This window comes from Ignavibacteriales bacterium (assembly GCA_026390795.1).
Classification (GTDB): domain Bacteria; phylum Bacteroidota; class Ignavibacteria; order Ignavibacteriales; family Melioribacteraceae; genus Fen-1258.
In genome coordinates this window covers 157,566-173,784 of sequence record JAPLFG010000004.1, presented here as the reverse complement: position 1 = coordinate 173,784, position 16,219 = coordinate 157,566, and the positions used below count along the sequence as shown (strand labels likewise).

Annotated in this window: 16 protein-coding genes and 1 tRNA gene; 6 read left to right on the top strand and 11 right to left on the bottom strand. The window is 36.0% G+C overall.

From position 1 onward, the window contains the following. Positions 1-2: 2 nt before the first annotated feature. From lysF to NTX65_15455, 6 genes are all read right to left on the bottom strand, one after another. On the bottom strand, positions 3-1,979 hold the full coding sequence (lysF, locus tag NTX65_15480) for a homoaconitase (protein ID MCX6170741.1): 1,977 nt from the start codon (positions 1,977-1,979) through the stop codon (positions 3-5). 43 nt (positions 1,980-2,022) lie between these two features. Beyond that, entirely contained in the window at positions 2,023-2,382 is a 360-nt protein-coding gene (locus NTX65_15475) for a four helix bundle protein (protein ID MCX6170740.1), read from the bottom strand. A 26-nt stretch (positions 2,383-2,408) separates the two neighbouring features. Beyond that, positions 2,409-2,942 carry an HD domain-containing protein gene (locus NTX65_15470; GenBank protein MCX6170739.1) on the bottom strand — a complete coding sequence of 178 codons (534 nt, stop codon included), beginning with the start codon at positions 2,940-2,942 and terminating at the stop codon, positions 2,409-2,411. Between the two features lie 79 nt (positions 2,943-3,021). After that, complete coding sequence (locus NTX65_15465) at positions 3,022-4,200, bottom strand: isocitrate/isopropylmalate family dehydrogenase (GenBank protein ID MCX6170738.1); 1,179 nt, start codon at positions 4,198-4,200, stop codon at positions 3,022-3,024. Positions 4,201-4,331: 131 nt separating this feature from the next. Continuing rightward, positions 4,332-6,308: a helix-hairpin-helix domain-containing protein gene (locus NTX65_15460; GenBank protein ID MCX6170737.1), complete on the bottom strand. Its 1,977-nt coding sequence runs from the start codon at positions 6,306-6,308 to the stop codon at positions 4,332-4,334. Beyond that, on the bottom strand, positions 6,305-7,126 hold the full coding sequence (locus tag NTX65_15455) for a hypothetical protein (protein ID MCX6170736.1): 822 nt from the start codon (positions 7,124-7,126) through the stop codon (positions 6,305-6,307). Before NTX65_15455 ends, NTX65_15460 begins: the two co-directional genes overlap by 4 nt. Before the next feature lie 78 nt (positions 7,127-7,204). On the opposite strand from NTX65_15455, the gene NTX65_15450 reads away from it, so the two are divergent. Next, positions 7,205-8,098 (top strand): DUF4835 family protein, encoded by an 894-nt coding sequence (locus tag NTX65_15450; GenBank protein MCX6170735.1) that lies wholly within the window; start codon positions 7,205-7,207, stop codon positions 8,096-8,098. 37 nt (positions 8,099-8,135) lie between these two features. Here NTX65_15450 and NTX65_15445 read toward each other — a convergent pair whose 3' ends face one another. Both NTX65_15445 and NTX65_15440 read right to left on the bottom strand, forming a co-directional pair. Beyond that, positions 8,136-9,257, bottom strand: coding sequence for a hypothetical protein (locus NTX65_15445; GenBank protein ID MCX6170734.1), 1,122 nt, complete (start codon positions 9,255-9,257; stop codon positions 8,136-8,138). Positions 9,258-9,326: 69 nt separating this feature from the next. Continuing rightward, positions 9,327-10,520, bottom strand: coding sequence for a pyridoxal phosphate-dependent aminotransferase family protein (locus NTX65_15440; GenBank protein ID MCX6170733.1), 1,194 nt, complete (start codon positions 10,518-10,520; stop codon positions 9,327-9,329). 119 nt (positions 10,521-10,639) lie between these two features. On the opposite strand from NTX65_15440, the gene NTX65_15435 reads away from it, so the two are divergent. After that, positions 10,640-11,626: an NAD(P)-dependent oxidoreductase gene (locus NTX65_15435; GenBank protein ID MCX6170732.1), complete on the top strand. Its 987-nt coding sequence runs from the start codon at positions 10,640-10,642 to the stop codon at positions 11,624-11,626. Here NTX65_15435 and NTX65_15430 read toward each other — a convergent pair. Both NTX65_15430 and NTX65_15425 read right to left on the bottom strand, forming a co-directional pair. Then, positions 11,557-12,021 carry a GIY-YIG nuclease family protein gene (locus NTX65_15430; GenBank protein MCX6170731.1) on the bottom strand — a complete coding sequence of 155 codons (465 nt, stop codon included), beginning with the start codon at positions 12,019-12,021 and terminating at the stop codon, positions 11,557-11,559. The two genes, NTX65_15435 and NTX65_15430, sit on opposite strands and share 70 nt — an antisense overlap. After that, complete coding sequence (locus NTX65_15425; protein ID MCX6170730.1) at positions 12,005-12,415, bottom strand: hypothetical protein; 411 nt, start codon at positions 12,413-12,415, stop codon at positions 12,005-12,007. Before NTX65_15425 ends, NTX65_15430 begins: the two co-directional genes overlap by 17 nt. A 260-nt stretch (positions 12,416-12,675) precedes the next feature. Here NTX65_15425 and NTX65_15420 point away from each other — a divergent pair. After that, positions 12,676-12,748 (top strand) — tRNA-Ala (locus tag NTX65_15420). Between the two features lie 307 nt (positions 12,749-13,055). Here NTX65_15420 and NTX65_15415 read toward each other — a convergent pair. Beyond that, positions 13,056-13,601 carry a helix-turn-helix transcriptional regulator gene (locus NTX65_15415; GenBank protein ID MCX6170729.1) on the bottom strand — a complete coding sequence of 182 codons (546 nt, stop codon included), beginning with the start codon at positions 13,599-13,601 and terminating at the stop codon, positions 13,056-13,058. Positions 13,602-13,653: 52 nt separating this feature from the next. Here NTX65_15415 and NTX65_15410 point away from each other — a divergent pair, with 52 nt between their 5' ends. Genes NTX65_15410 through NTX65_15400 form a run of 3 tightly spaced genes read left to right on the top strand, consistent with a single transcriptional unit; the run spans position 13,654 to position 16,214 of the window. Further along, entirely contained in the window at positions 13,654-15,129 is a 1,476-nt protein-coding gene (locus NTX65_15410; GenBank protein MCX6170728.1) for an MATE family efflux transporter, read from the top strand. Positions 15,130-15,180: 51 nt separating this feature from the next. Then, positions 15,181-15,582, top strand: a complete 402-nt coding sequence (locus NTX65_15405; protein ID MCX6170727.1) for a hypothetical protein — start codon at positions 15,181-15,183, stop codon at positions 15,580-15,582. Positions 15,583-15,635: 53 nt separating this feature from the next. Next, positions 15,636-16,214, top strand: a complete 579-nt coding sequence (locus NTX65_15400) for a Maf family protein (protein MCX6170726.1) — start codon at positions 15,636-15,638, stop codon at positions 16,212-16,214. Positions 16,215-16,219 lie beyond the last annotated feature (5 nt).

Here is a 16,219-nt window from a genome sequence, read left to right as displayed (position 1 = left end):
TATTAACCTAAATTCTTTTTAACCCAAGCTTCTAGGCCACCTGTAACAATTAATTCTTGTGCCGCTTCTCCAACCGGATCTATTGAATAAGATTTTTCGTTTGTAATCAATACAGAATTCTGGAAATCAATCTTTGCAATTATTTCGGTTTTAACTGAATTTTTTTCTTTCCCAAATTTTAATTTCAGATCGGTGACAAGCTCTGGACATTCAATAAGAAGGAAACCGTTATTGAGCGCATTACGTTTATAAGTTTCATTGAATGAACCGGCAACAACAAGTCGTATTCCTCTATACTTCAAGGCAGTAGCGGCTTGTTCACGAGAACTTCCGGTTCCAAAATTAAAACCACCCGCAAGTATATCTCCATTGTTAACCATTTTACCAAACTCCGGATCGTAATTTTCCATAACAACTTTTGCCTGGTCTTGAGGAGTCATATCATCATTGTAAGTGTATTTCCCCGGATAGATTCCGTCTGTGTTTAAATTATCTTGATAACAGAAGATTAGTTCACCTTCGACTTGAGATGGAAAGCCATCAATTATTTTAATAGCAGCTTTCGCCTTTTCTGATTTCACATTTGTTTTTATTTCACCTAAAATATTTTTTGATGAATCATCAAAGTGGAAATTGATAAAACCGGAAACAGCAGAAGCAGCCACAACTCCGGGTGAAGCGAGATATGCCTGTGCATTAGGAGAACCCATTCTCCCTTTAAAGTTTCTATTTGTTGCTGAGATTCCTACTTCACCGTCTTCCAGCAACCCGATCCCTAGACCAATACATGGTCCACAGCTTGGTGGAAGAGGAATTGCACCGGAATCCAAAAGAGTTTGCCAATCACCACGTTTTTCGCTTTCAGTTTGAACTTCGCTTGAAGCTGCGGCAATATAAAATTTTACATGATCTGCAATTTTTTTACCGCGAATGATTGACGCTGCTTCTGCCAGGTCATCAACCCGTGAGTTTACACATGAAAGAAGATATGCTTTATCTATTTTCACTTTCTTCTCTTTAATTTCCGAGATCGAAGTCATAATCTTAATTGTGTTTGGTCCAGAAACATGAGGTTCGATTGAAGAAAGATCGATGATTAATTCTTTTGCATAAAATGCATTTAAATCGGCTTTCAAGTTTGGTAAATCTTTTTCCAATTCTGAAATTCTTGATTTATTGATACGAGGATGTTTTCCATGACCATCAACATCAGATGTAACTCCTTGAAGACCTCGAACTTGTATAAATTTTGCACGGGACTTCAACCAATTAATAGTAACATCGTCAATTGGAAAAACTCCAGCCATCGCACCCCATTCTGTTGTCATGTTTGCTATTGTGAGCCGTTGATCAATAGCTAAATCTTTTACTCCGTCACCGGTAAATTCGATTGCATGGTTCAAAACTTCATCATGATTAAAAAATCCGCATAACGCTATAATTACATCTTTACCCGTTACACCAGATCTAAGTTTTCCTTTTAATTCAACTTTAGCAATAGGCGGCACCTGCCACCATGTTCTAGTTGTTGCCCAGATTGCTGCCGCATCCGTTCGAACAATCGGAGTACCTAAACACCCAATTCCGCCGTACATATTTGAATGGCTATCCGATGCAACCGCCATAGAACCGGGCCATGCGTAACCTTCTTCAATCATAATTTGATGACCTATACCTCGTCCCGCCGGATAAAAATCAGCTCCCATAGATTTTGAAAACTCTTCAATTTTTTTATACTTCGCTAAATTTTTTTCGTCCTTATTTTGAATATCATGATCTAGTGTATGCACAACCTGGCGAGGATTAGCAAGTTTAGTAGCGCCAATACTTTTAAATTTTGGAATAACAGCGCCTGTATTATCATGAGTCATAACATAAGCGGGCCGAATCGAAATATAATCGCCGGCATGAACAAATTGGCCTGGCATAAGTCCCACTGCATGTTTTTGAGAGATCTTTTCAATTAATGTCTGGTTCATTTTATTTCTCCGAGAAACGTGAAACGAAAAATGTAAGACGAAATTAAGCTGAGTATTTCTTAATCATATTAGTTAACATTGCAAAAACCCTATTTGATAATTCTTCTAATATTTTTATTTGATCTTGGTTACAAAAATTTAATTGAAGCGATATTTCAATTTGTGAATCAATTTCCACAAGTGATGATCTTGCTATTTGTAAAAATCTTCTAGTATCTAATTTAGTATTTTTTGATAAACCCTCAGAAATATTAGAGACAATTGAAACAGAAGCTCTTCTCATTTGAGAAGTTATACCAAATCGTTCGTCGGCAGGGAACAATTCAGTTATATGATAGATCTCTTTGACCAATTCAACACTTGCTTTCCAAACATCAAGTTGTTTGTGATTCAGTTTTAACATACGTCTCTCGTTTCACCTTTATCGTTTCACGCTTTAAACGGTTCAAACGATACGAAATCTGCATGATGAACAATGATCGATTCGACTGTACGTTTGCCAAGATCTCCTTCTTTCGAATGAGTTGCAATTATGTGCTGGACTTCGAACGGCAAATCGAATCGTGCTGCAATTGCTTGTCCGCTGAACGGATGACGGACTAGATCACCTGCTTTACTAGTTTTTATCTTCCCATCAACTTTTTCATATTCAATCAATTTGCCGACATCAATCAATATAGCTCCGGCGATTAATATGTCCATGTTTATTTTTAAAGCTTCACCAAAGTTTTTCTTCATTGTATTGGCAATCTCAACCGCAAGTTGAACACATGTACGCTTGTGGTTCATGAAGGTAATATTGCAATCTTTAATTAGAAGAGAGAACGGAATAATTTCCAAATCTTCTGGAGTAAGGACTGAATTTTCTATTGCGTAAGTCCAAGCATTCAAAGTTTTTTCACGTAAAGAATTATCTTTAATCCAATCAAGTTCTGGCCAGAGTTTTTTTACTTTATCTTTCATTTGTATCTCCGTGAAACGGGAAACGATAAACGGGAGACGTTATAAATTCGTCTTCCGATTCACATTTCACGTTTATCGCTTAAAGTTTAGAAATAACTGCATCTGTCATTTGCTGAGTTGTCGCAGCACCTTTTTGGAAAACATCCGCACCACCGCGAAGTTTCAGCATGTCGTAAGTACGAACTTTTCCTTCTTCAACAACTTTTGCAATTGCTTTCCGGATTTTTGTAGCGGTTTCTTTTTCTCCAATATGATCAAGCATCATACACGCGCTCATAAACATTGCAATCGGATTTACGATTGATGGATCCAACTTTTCATATTTCGGTGCTGATCCATGTGTTGGTTCAAACACTGCGACTTCTTCTCCAATGTTTGCGCTGCATGCAAAACCAAGTCCGCCTATTAATCCTGCAAATCCATCACTAATTATATCTCCGAACATATTTTCTGCAACAATTACTCTGTAATCTTCCGGATTTTTTGTAAGCCACATCATCTGAGCATCTATATTTGTATCCCACAATGCAATATTTGGATATTCTTTAGCAATCTCTTTAGCAATCTTAAACATCATACCTGAAGTTTCCCTTAATACATTTGGCTTTTCACAAAGTGTAAGATTTGTGTAGCTGAATTTCTTTGCATATTCAAATGCAGAGCGGATGATTCTTTCGCTTGCTTTTTTTGTAACTATTCGGGTTGAGACAGCCATTTCTTCGCTTGGAGTATCTTTGAAGAATTTCATTTTGGAATGCGTTTCAAGAGCATCGCGAACTTGTTTTGGCGGATTAGTCCATTCGACACCCGCGTAAAGTCCTTCTGTGTTTTGTCTGAATATAACTGTATTGACCATCGGTTCTTCAAATCCGCCCTGTGCACTTCTACGGATGAAGTTTAATGGATTTCCTTTTAATGAAACACACGGACGGATACAGATATCAAGATTGAATTTTTGACGTAAACTGACAATTGGTGAAAAGTAAACAAATCCTTTTCCTTTCAAAGCAGGGTCAAGTTCTTTTTCTGCGGCATCTTTAGCTTTGCTTGTAATTGCGCCGAAGAGGGAAATCTTATGTTCGGAAATCAAATCAATTGTACGCTGAGGAAGCGCGTTTCCTTCTTTACACCAAAATTCCCATCCAATATCTCCGTGAACATAATTTGCTTTGAATCCGGCAGCTTCAAGTAATCTTATTGATTCAGGTAAAACAACTTTTCCAATTCCATCACCGGGAAGAGAGACAATAGTTCTCATATTATTTCCTAATAGTTTAAAATTTCTCTAATGCAAATTAGAGAGTATAGTCCAATTTGGCAAGCAGTCAATTTCTATGCAGGTAGATATAAAGATATATTTTTTTGAATGGAAAATCTAATTCTCAATATTTACAGCTGAAAATCCAATTGCAGGCTTATTTTATTATCAACATTTCCTTGAATTTCGGTGTCTCCGCTTCCCAAAATCCTTTCATTCGGCTTAAAGAGTTCGGAATATTTCATTGATAATGTTAGCCCAAATGTTGTTCTGTATTGAACGATAATATACCAGCGTGTACCCTCGCCGTATAATGCCGGATTTGTCATTATGCCTGTAAGGTCATTTTCAAATTCATAAACCCGGGAATTGTAAGAATCTGTTTTGAAGAAAACGATTCTTGCGGAAAGATTGATTTGAGAAATCGGCGTATACTTTACATCCTGAAAAATCAAAAATCCTTTTTCGAATACCGAATTAGAAGATTGAGTTACACCTACTAAATTTATTCTTGAACGGAGTTGAACGTTCTTTGAGAATTTATAAATCAATTCACCCCTTATGTTTTCGGTTTTTCTTTTGCTGAATCCGTATTCATCGTTTACAATATCAGCTACATCACTTTTTTTTGTGATGTACCTTAGACGGAATTCTGTATTTGCAAAGAGCGAAACCGTATAATAAATCATAAATTCATTACCCTTGGATGGAAACGGAATCTTATCGCTTGTGTATGGGAATTTGAATTGGTCATAATAAAAAAAGAATGATCCAAAATTCGTCCGCAGTTTTATACCTAAGTAAAAACCAACCTCATTTTGAGTCCCATCTTTTTCACCAAATCCGTTTGTATGTAAACCCCAGTAATCGCTTGAATAATTCCGGTAAGAAAAAAGGAGTGCTAAATTTTTATTAACCGAAATCTCCATGCTGTTAATCGTTGCGAATGATTTCATATTGTTGGAGGTTTCACCGCTGAAAGTAAGTCTGTCAATAATAAAATTATAACTCGCAGAAAGGTATTTGAAATTCTTTCCAGAGGGATCGTACAAAGATTCATTCTGAAAATCGTTTCCAAAACTTGAATTGTAATAGAGAAATCCAATTGAACCAATTTCTCCTAAATTATAGTTAGCCGATATTCCAAATAATTTTTCTCTAATGATTCTCTTATGAGCAATTTCATTCGTATTACGGTTTAATCCGTCTAATCGAATAGAAGTGATTTTATTTGTGGACGAATCGATAGATCCATCCAATTGTCTTGAAGAAAAAAATGAACTTACATTGAGATTGTTGAAATTAATTTGAGCAGCAACTCCGCGAAGGAACATGTTCTCATCCGAGCTCAAATAAGGAATAATTGACTTTCCATTCCTTGGAAGTATTCCAACCGTTTCGGTTCCTTTCTTTATCGAGTATCTGCTCCAGAGTGCAAGACCTTGACCAAATTCATATAAAAAATCACCAATGACAAAATTTTTAATTATTCCAATATTTTCTGCAAAGAAATGAAATGTTGTAAAGTCATTTATAGATTTTTCACCGGCATCTTTTTCGGTTAGAATGCCAAATCGAACATTTCGATTTTTGGTCACGATTAACCGGTTGTAAATTTTCCAATCTGAGCCATCATATTTACCATCTTTAAATGCTTGTTCTTTTTGAATTTTATTTATTCCTCTAGTTCGAAAAGAAATATCAACATTCTCAAAATTATTTGAGACAGCATCAAGGAAAGTTGAATTATCAGCATCGCCGAAACGAAGGAATGGAAGAATCTTTTCAATTAGCTCTGGATCAACTCCATCGATCTCTTTTAATTGATCGGCAGAATTCATCCCACCAAGTATATTTCTATAACGTATGATTGTTGTAGCGGTTCTTCTATCTAAGTATGGAATTCTCATTAATTCATTTATTGAAGCTCGGTTAAGTGGAATTTTATTTTGCAGCAAGTATTCAACAAGATCGTAATACCCGGATTCTTCATTATCAATAGTTGCATCTTCTAAAACATCATCTAAATTTGTCCGAAAAGTAGTAGAATCAACTTGTGAATAAAGCGTTAGTGAAAATGAAAAAAATATTATTAATGCTACTTTCATTTTTCATCTTTGATAAATCTAATGATCAATCCGAGCTGATGAGTTAAACCAAGATCGGGGTGGGATGAAACTGCATAATCAGCTTGTATAAAATTATATACAATCCCGAAACCGCCACAGTAAGTATCAGGCTCGCCGGATACTCCAATGCGGAGTATTAAAAAATCAAGAATCGAATATTCCGTTCCTAAACGGAGCGAAGGATTGAACCCAATCTCTTTTTGTATTGCTGCATTAAATGAAATCTTTTTTGTGAAATGAAGATCTGTTCCAAGCCATATAACGGTCGGAATCTGGTTAGACTCATTCCCAATAGTCGAACGCGTAATGTTCTCAATCAAAAAACCGAATCCTAAAAGATCATTCAACCTTGCAATTGCACCTAGATTGAAAATCAAGATTCCTTTGCTTCCGTAATTTTTGATGGAGACATTATGGAATGTTGTAGTCAGTCCGACTGAAAGATTTTTTGATAATGATCTTCCGAAACCTATAGTAATTTCAGTTTCTTTATAGAGATCGAATCCATATAAACTAAAACCGCCGCTAAATGAACCGAGTGAAGTCGGCTCGCAATAGACAGCAGCAGCATTAGAAAGTTCGCTTAAACCAAATGGAGCAGGCGAATAAAATATTCCTATTTCTCTAAATTTGATTATGGAAAGTCCTGCCGGGTTGTTAAAGAGAGAGAAGACATCATTAGAAGAGGAAAGATTTGAACGGGCTAAAGAAATTTCTCTCGCGCCCACTCCCATTTGCCCGAAACAATTACAGAATAAGAAGAGTAAAACAAACAAAGTTGCTAAAACTCTTTTCATACGGTTATAATTTAAACCATTGTTTAATTTTTTCCAAATCTATATCTTGAATTAGGAAAATAACTTGGAGTGCGGGTAATGAAAAAAACAGTGCTTTTAATCATCTGTTTATTTGTATTCCCAATGATTGTGGCAGCACAGGAACTGGACGCAACAGTTATAGTTAATGTTGAACAACTTGAAACTTCTGCGCGTGACCGGTTAGACAATTTTAAAAATCAGATTCAAGATTATTTGAATAATTCGAAGTTCACAAACAAAGCGTGGGAAGGGGACCGTATTAAATGTACTTTCAATATTTTCTTTACTAATTCGCCCGATGAAACAACATATACCACACAATTGGTTGTAGCAAGCCAGCGTCCAATTCATGGGTCTCAATTAAGTTCTCTTATGATGAGCATAATGGATAACAGCTGGCAATTCAAATATCAGAAGAACCAGGCAATGTATTTTAACCAAACCGATTTTGACCCTCTAACAAGTTTGCTGGATTATTACGCTTATCTTATTATTGGTTTTGATGCTGATTCGTTTGGACCTTTAGACGGTACGGAGTATTTTCAAAAAGATTTGGAAATTGCTTTAAAAGGTGGTAGTAGTTCATTTTCTAAAGGGTGGCAGTTAGAAAGCACCGCATATAACAGACGTGCCCTGATCGATAATTTATTGAACACAAAGTATCAGTTATTTAGACAGGACTATTTTAATTACCACTATAACGGTTTGGATTTACTATTGGACAAAGACCAAAGGCAACTTGCTTACAACAACATACTGAAATTGATATATGATTTGGAAAAAATGAAAGACCAAATTGACACTCGAAGTGTCTTAATGAAAGTCTTTTTTGATGCTAAAGCAGGTGAGTTCGTAGAAATTCTAAAAGGTTATCCGGATAAATCAGTTTTTTCAATTCTTAAAAAGGTAGACCCATCTCATATATCGAAGTATGATGAAGCGCTAAAATAAAATCTAAAAGTTGATAACGTCCATCAGTTGTTAATTATCAGATGGGAATCTGATAAACTCTATATTTTTTATAAATCTCACCGTTCATCACTTCTGCGCCGCGGTTCATCATTTCATTATCTTCTAAAATCCAGCTCGCTTCACCAAGTAAGATACCAATATTAGCCGCACGGTTAACTATCTCCCAATAGAATACCGCATCAAGTCCACGCTTCTGATATTCGGGAATTATCCCGAGAGTTAAAATGCGTGACCACGTAATTTTTTTCTTCTGCGTAAAAAGCTTTAAGAATCCGAAAGGGAAAAGTCTTCCGTTCATCGATTTAAATATTTGATTGTAATCCAACATAACAAGTGCAAAGCCTACGAGCTTATTTTCAATCTCTCCAAACAACACTAAGGATGGTTCAACAAGTGGTTTTAGATCTTTTGCCATCGTATCTATTTCTTCTTCAGTAAAAGGGACAAAACCCCAATTAGGAGCCCATGCTTTATTATAAACAAATTTTACTTTGTCGAGTTCTTTGTTGAACTCTTTCATATTCATCGAATAAATTTTTATGCCGGAACGTTTCTGAGCTATCTCCGCGACTCTTTTTAATTTTTCAGAACCAACTACTTTTGAATTTTCAAGTTTGTAAGCGTAAAGATCTTTTACTTTCTGAAGACCGTAATTATCGCAAAGTGTTAGATAATACTTGGGATTGTATGTCATCAATAATCTGGGCTCATCATCAAATCCTTCTAGCAGCATCGCGTATTCATCATTAGAGGAAGGATTGGCAGGTCCGCGCATTGCATTGCAGCCTTGTTTAAGAAGCCAGGCTTTAGCAGTATCAAATAGTTTATTTGCTACTTCTTGATCATTTATACATTCAAAAAATCCAAAGAAACCTACGTTATCGTTATGATATTTGTTGTGGAGATCGTTCTTAATTGCGGCAATTCTTCCAACAAGTTCACCGTCTTTTTCTGCAAGATACATTTCCATTTCTGCATGTTTGAAAAACGGATTTTTCTTACGGTCTAATATTTTTTTCTTATCATAAATAAGTGGTGCCACCCAATACTTGTCGTCTGCATAAATTTTCCATGCAAATTTGATGAAAGTATCAATATCTTTTTTCGATTGAACTATTTTGATATTTATTTCCGACATACTCTCTCCGCACAGCTATAAAAAAAGCATACCCGCATAAAGTATGCTTTCAAAATTAAGCTTGACTTGTTAAATCAGGCCGATTTCTTTCCCGACTTTTTTAAAAGCATCAATTATGAAATCAAGATGCTCATCTTCATGGCTTGACATATAACTAGTTCTCATCATTTGCCTTCCTTGCGGAACACCAGGTGAAATAAAAACGTTCACAAAGACGCCGGAATCATAAAGCTTACGCCACATGGCAAATGCCAGCTCATCATTACCGACAATAACCGGAACAATAGCAGTTCTTCCGTCAATTATTTTGAAACCGGCTCCGGATAATTCTTTGCGCATTTTATTTGAATTCCTAATAAGTTTTTCAACACGCCAAGGTTCCTCTTCGAGAATATTTAATGCTGCAAGCGCAGAGGCAACTGAAGCCGGGGTAGGGGACGCGCTGAAAATCAAAGCAGAAGAATGATGTTTAAGATAATTGATAACGCGTTCTTCGCCAGCAACAAAACCACCTAAAGATGCGAATGTTTTACTGAATGTTCCCATAGTAAGATCAACTTCTTTTTCCAAATTGAATTCGCTTGCAGTTCCTCTTCCGCCTTTACCAATCACTCCGACAGAATGTGCGTCGTCAATTAATGTACGCGCGTTATATTTTTTCGCAAGGGCAACAAGCTCAGGTAAGTGAACGATCTCTCCGCCAGTGCTGAAAACTCCGTCACTAACTATTAATTTAGGAGCATCGATAGGGAGTTTGCTTAAAACTCTTTCCAAGTCAGCCATATCGTTATGCTTATAACGTTCAAGATTTGCTGTTAAACCTTTTGCCATAACCTGGCCAGCAACTATGCATGCATGATTATCCTTATCAGAAATAACATATTCGCTTTTGCCTTGTACGAGAGTAGGAATAATACCTTGAGCTGTTTGATAACCGGTACTGAAAAGCAAAACGGCTTCGGTGCCAAAAAACTTTGCGAGTCTGTTTTCAAGTTCTACATGTAAATCCAATGTACCGGTCAAATAGCGAGATCCGGAACATCCTGTTCCATATTTTTTTACTGCCTCTAACGCTGCTTCTTTAACTTTTGGATGAGCGGTTAAACCTAAATAATTGTTGGAACCGGCCATTACAACTTTTTTCCCCTCAATCTGAACAACTGGTCCTTCATTTGCTTCAATTGCGCGAAAGTAAGGATATAATCCTAAAGCCTTAATATCGTCTGCGCGTGTGAAGTCATAACATTTCTTAAATAAGTCCAAAATACCTCCGGATTATTTTTCTATAGTGAAATTATCTATTTTTGGCTTGAATGAAATTGGATTAATTGAATTTCGTTTGGCAATATAAAGAAAATAAATTACTAATTAATAGAATGGTTATGAAAAAAATCTCGGTTGTAACAGGAGCGTCCGGCTTTGTAGGTAGTCATGTTGTTGATAAACTTCTTGCTGAAGGCCATGAAGTGAGATGTATTTTACGCGGTACCAGTTCAAAACGCTGGCTAGAAAATAAATCTTTGGAAATTTTTGATTGCGGTTTGTTTGATAAAGATGCTCTCAAAAAAATATTGAAAAATGCTGATTATCTATTTCATATTGCCGGTGTAGTAAAGGCAAAAGATGAAAAAGATTACTTCAAGGGAAATGTTGAAACTACCCGTGTACTACTTGATGTTTTGTGTGAAGTAAATCCTAATATTCAAAAAGTGGTGATTGTTAGCAGCCAGACAGCGTGCGGTCCATCCCTAGATGGAAAACCGGTTAATGAAGAAACTCCTGAGCATCCAATTACCCGTTACGGGAAAAGTAAATTAGCACAGGAACGGTTGGCTAAAACATACATGGACAAACTTCGTATCACAATTATCCGCCCGCCAGCTGTATTTGGAGAGCGGGACACGGAGATTTATCTTTTCTTTAAGACATACAAGCAAGGTCTCATGGGATTGATAGGCCTTACAAAAAAAGAATTAAGTCTGGTTCATGTTGAGGATTTGGTACAAGGAATGTACCTGGCGGCTATTTCGGAAAAAGCAATTGGACAAACTTATTTTATCGGCACTGAACAGTATTACGACTGGCAGCAGATTGGTGATGTTAGCCATCGTGCAATTGGTAAAAGAGCGCTCACTATTAAGATCCCTCATTTTACAGTTTACACTATTGCATCTGTAGCACAATTTCTGGCTATGTTCAGTTCGAAAGCAGCCACATTTAATTTGGAAAAAGCCAGGGACTTTGTTCAGAAAGCATGGACTTGTGATGTTTCCAAAGCTGTTCGTGATTTAGGATATCATCAAACTGTTTCATTGGAGGACGGCATTAAACGAACTGTAGACTGGTATCGTGCTATGAAATGGCTGTGAGTCATTCTCTGTTTGCAATAGAGTAAGTGAGACAGACATCTGCGGCAATCGCTATTACCAAATCCTTTTGCGGCGGATTTTAATTTAAAATTTTCCGTCAGTTCTCGAACTACTGCGCATTCAAAATTTTTATTTGCACCTTCAAAAAGAAATATAGCTTTTATTTTATTTGAGGGGATTGAAGTTACGTGGTCGATATGCCAGTGGATATTTTTAGATTCTTGCTGATGTCGTTCGACTCGATGATCTAAGTTTTTCTGAGCGCTTCCGGAATAATAATAATATCCCGGCGGAAAAATTTTATCCTTGAAATTTTCTATCTCCACTTTGAACGGTTCGGAAGCAAAAATTTCAAGAAGATAAACACCTGAATTGATATCAGTTATTTTTAGCACCTTCTTGTACCCATATCTTTATCCCATCAATTTGATTTTTTATTAATGGAGGATAGCCGATAGGCGGCATCGGATTAGTTGTTAATCCTTGAGTAGTTAATACCAGCAAACTGTTTTGCGGAAAGCCTGCAGCCACAACTAAATAACTGGCAGTAGTGTTTGAATATGAAGTCAAACTTAAATTGCTGGTGTGTGTCTGATCGTCGTGACAGCCGGACTGTGTACATTTGGCCGTGAATATCGGCTGAATATGTTGTGAGTAACTAACATTCTTCGATGGTATCACCACATTATCAATATTGGTAATGTTCGATGTATCATCGCATGCAGAAATAAAACACGTAGCGGTAAATGCTGCAATAAGAAGAAGTGTTGCTGGGAGTTGGAATTTCATCATTATCTTATTTTGTTGGCTTAAAGATATTTCAGTTTGGAGTTTAATCCAATTATTTATCAATCTGAAATTATCAATTATATTACTAAAGAGAAAGGTAGATGTTCCAATTATAAATTTTATTATAATATTCTTACTCGGTGATTAAGCTGGATTTGAAGAATAAATGAATTAGCAATGGGATTAATGATTGACAAAAAGATTTTGTATAGTTAGTTTTAGCTCAGAAAATTAATTATCAGAAATTATTGGATAATTATGGGGCTATAGCTCAGTTGGGAGAGCGCTTGAATGGCATTCAAGAGGTCATCGGTTCGAACCCGTTTAGCTCCACTAGAGATTGACTTGATTAATGAGTTTTTCTGTATACATATTAGAAAGTAAAACCACCAGAAAATATTATATTGGTCACAGCAACAATCCATTAAAAAGATTATCATAGCACAATTCTGGATATTCAATTTCAACCAAGAATGGAATTCCCTGGGAATTAGTGTTCATTAAAGAATTTGAGAATAGAAGTAAAAAAAGTTGAAAGCGGGCATTAATTAATTTTTGAGTTCACTGAATAAATTAGAACAAAAAAAGCGACTTAAGTCGCTTTTTTTGTTCTAATTTATTCAGTGAACTCAAAAATTAATTAATGCCCGCTTTCAACTTTTTTTGTCAATTCGGCAATTTGTGAAAAACTGCTCTGTAATTTCCGTAATTCACTTTCCAGTTTGTAAATTTTATATGACTCAACAGATTCTTTTCCGCCAAGCAGCCAGTTTACATCGCATCCAAGTCGGAGTAGTTTTGCTAATATTCTTGTGCCCGGCTCCCGTTTTCCGCTGATATACTGCTGCAATTGCTGAGGTGAAATCAACATTGCGTCGGCAAGTTTTTTAAGAGTGCCGTATTTTTTTTTTGCAAAAAACCGCATTCGCTCGCCTACACCCATCTGTAATTTTTCATCAGTAAACAAATCTAAATTATCCGGATGTGAATCTTCAAATAAGTTTAATTCGAATTGATACTCGTCAATGATTTTTTTGATTTGATGGTAAAGGTCGTCGTCAAATTGAGGGCTTTCATTTAAAAGGTAATGAAGCGTTTGAATTTTCATATCCAGTTTCTCGGCAATCAGACTAAGTTTAATGCCAAGCGTATGGATAAGATATTTTACTTCTTCCTGCTTTGTCACTATGAATTATTTCCTCTATTGTAAAGCAGTTACCAATTGCAAAATAACAAACATGACTACTCTTGGCAAGTTTATTCTAGATGGGAAATATTCGGACAAAATTACTTTAATTATTCTTAATGAATCTTATTCTGGGAGTTTTGAAGTATCTAATATTTCAATATCTTTGCCAAGTATGAAATTAAAACCGTTCTCCAAAGATCACAAATACATACTAAGACTTGCACTCCCCGCAATTGCAGGTCTATCTTCGCAAATGGTTGTATCTCTAGTTGATGCCGCAATGGTTGGTCGTTTGGACAATGCAGAATACTATTTGGCTGCAATGGGCATTGGTGTAATTGCAACATGGGCTGTTGTAAGTTTATTCTCAAGTCTTGCTACGGGTACACATGTTCTAATTGCCCGTAGGTTTGGTGCACAAGATTACAACGAATGCGGAAGAGTTCTGAATACTTCTTTAATCATCTCTTGCTTAATTGGAATTGTTGTATCCGCAATTGTGGTATTCTTTGCTTTTGACATTGCGGGATTTTTCGCAGTTGATCCAAAAGTTGGGTTTTATGCCGGGCAGTTTCTTCATTACCGGTTTATGGGGCTTCCATTTTTCCTTATTACAGTTTCGTACCGCGGTTTTTTCTTTGGTATAGGGAAAACAAAAATATTCATGTATTCGGCAGTTTTAATAAATTTCTTGAATATTGTTTTCAACTACATTTTAATTTATGGTGGATTCGGAATTAAAGGAATGGGTTTAGCCGGATCTGGTTTAGGTTCAACTATTGCAACATTCTGTGATGCATTATTTTATTTAACTGTTTCGATGTTCCCTGCATTCAGGCATAAATTTCACTATTTCAAAAATTTTAGTTTTGTTAAAAGTATTGCATCGTCAATAATCAGAATATCTTTACCTGTATCTCTTCAAAATATTTTTATACTGGTAGGTTTTTTAAGTTTCATAGCTATTACAGGTTTAATTGGAACCGATAGCCAGGCGGCAAGCACAATTGTATTCTCATCTATGCAGTTCTCATTAATGCCTTGTTTCGGATTTGGTATTGCAGTACAAACTCTAGTGGGAAACAGTCTCGGAAGCAAAAATATCGAGCAGGCTAAACATTACGGTTTTGAAACTAGCAAACTTGCTACCCTTTATACGATTTTCATCGGTATGATTTTTATTTTCGCGCCACGGTTGATTTTAATCTTATTAACCAATGATCATAAAATAATTGAAATTGCAGTTCCGGCACTGCGGATAGCCGGATTTGGACAAATCTTTTATGCAATCGGAGTTGTGCTTGCAAACGGATTACAAGCAGTGGGGCAGACTCTTTTTGTTATGATTTCCGAAGTTATTTTAAACTGGTTTGTATTTGTTCCAATTGCTTACTTCTTCGGAGTTTATCTAAAATTTGGATTAATAGGTGCCTGGTCGGCACTTCCATTTTATGTTGTTTTATATGCTTTGGTAATATTCATAAAATTCCGGTTTGGGAGCTGGGAAAAGTACCGGCATGTTTAGTATAAATAACTTGACAATCTTGTCTTCGAAGAATATATTTGGTTTGTAAAAATGATGAAATCAAAATATCTCATATCGTTTCTAATTCTTCTAACGGCTGGATTAATTATTGCCGGTGTTGACTTGAGAAGTTTTACTGCAAAGTCTTCCGGTGGCAATGTTGTTTTGAACTGGGAAACCAACTCGGAAACCAACTTCACTTATTTCGTCGTTCAACGTAAAACTGTAAACGGCGGTTACGCAGAGATCGGGAATATTTATCCCAAGAGTGACCGAACCTACGAATTTGTTGATCAGACTGCTTTCAAAACATCCGGTCAAGTTTATGTCTACAGATTGAAAATTGTTGATAATGATGGAAATGTTTCATACTCGGGTGAAGTTACAGTTGCTCACAATAGTATTTCGAGTGTTAAAAGAACTTGGGGAAGTATAAAAGCATTATTCCGTTAAAAATTTTCTTCATTCAAATTTATCCCCGACCTAATTTCTAATCCTTAAATTTCATGTTAATAACTAAATCTAAAATATATCTTGCTTCCCAATCTCCTCGTAGAAGAAAATTATTAAAACAGCTCGGTCTCAAATTCACTTCTTTTTCAGTTGATCTGCATGAAGAGATACTGAACGGTGAACATCCAATCCAAACTGTAAAGCGGTTGGCTCTGCATAAATCTGATGCTGCTGTAACTAAAGTTAAAAATGGAATTGTGATTACTGCCGATACTATCGTTGTCCTTAACAAAGAAGTAATTGGTAAACCAAAGAATGGGAAAGATGCTTTTGAAATTTTATCGAAGCTTAGCGGCAAGACACATTCAGTTTATACCGGATTTGTGGTTAGGAATTTAGACAATAAAAAATGTATTACCGATTATGAAAAAACGGAAGTAACATTTAGAAAATTATCTTCTAAAGAAATTAAAGAATATATAAAAACCGGAAGTCCTATGGATAAAGCCGGTGCTTACGGAATACAAGATGACTTCGGCGCTGTTTTTGTTAAACGCATAGATGGTTGCTATTACAATGTTGTCGGTCTCCCGATAACCAATTTATATCAATCACTTTTAAAAATTTTATAAATTGT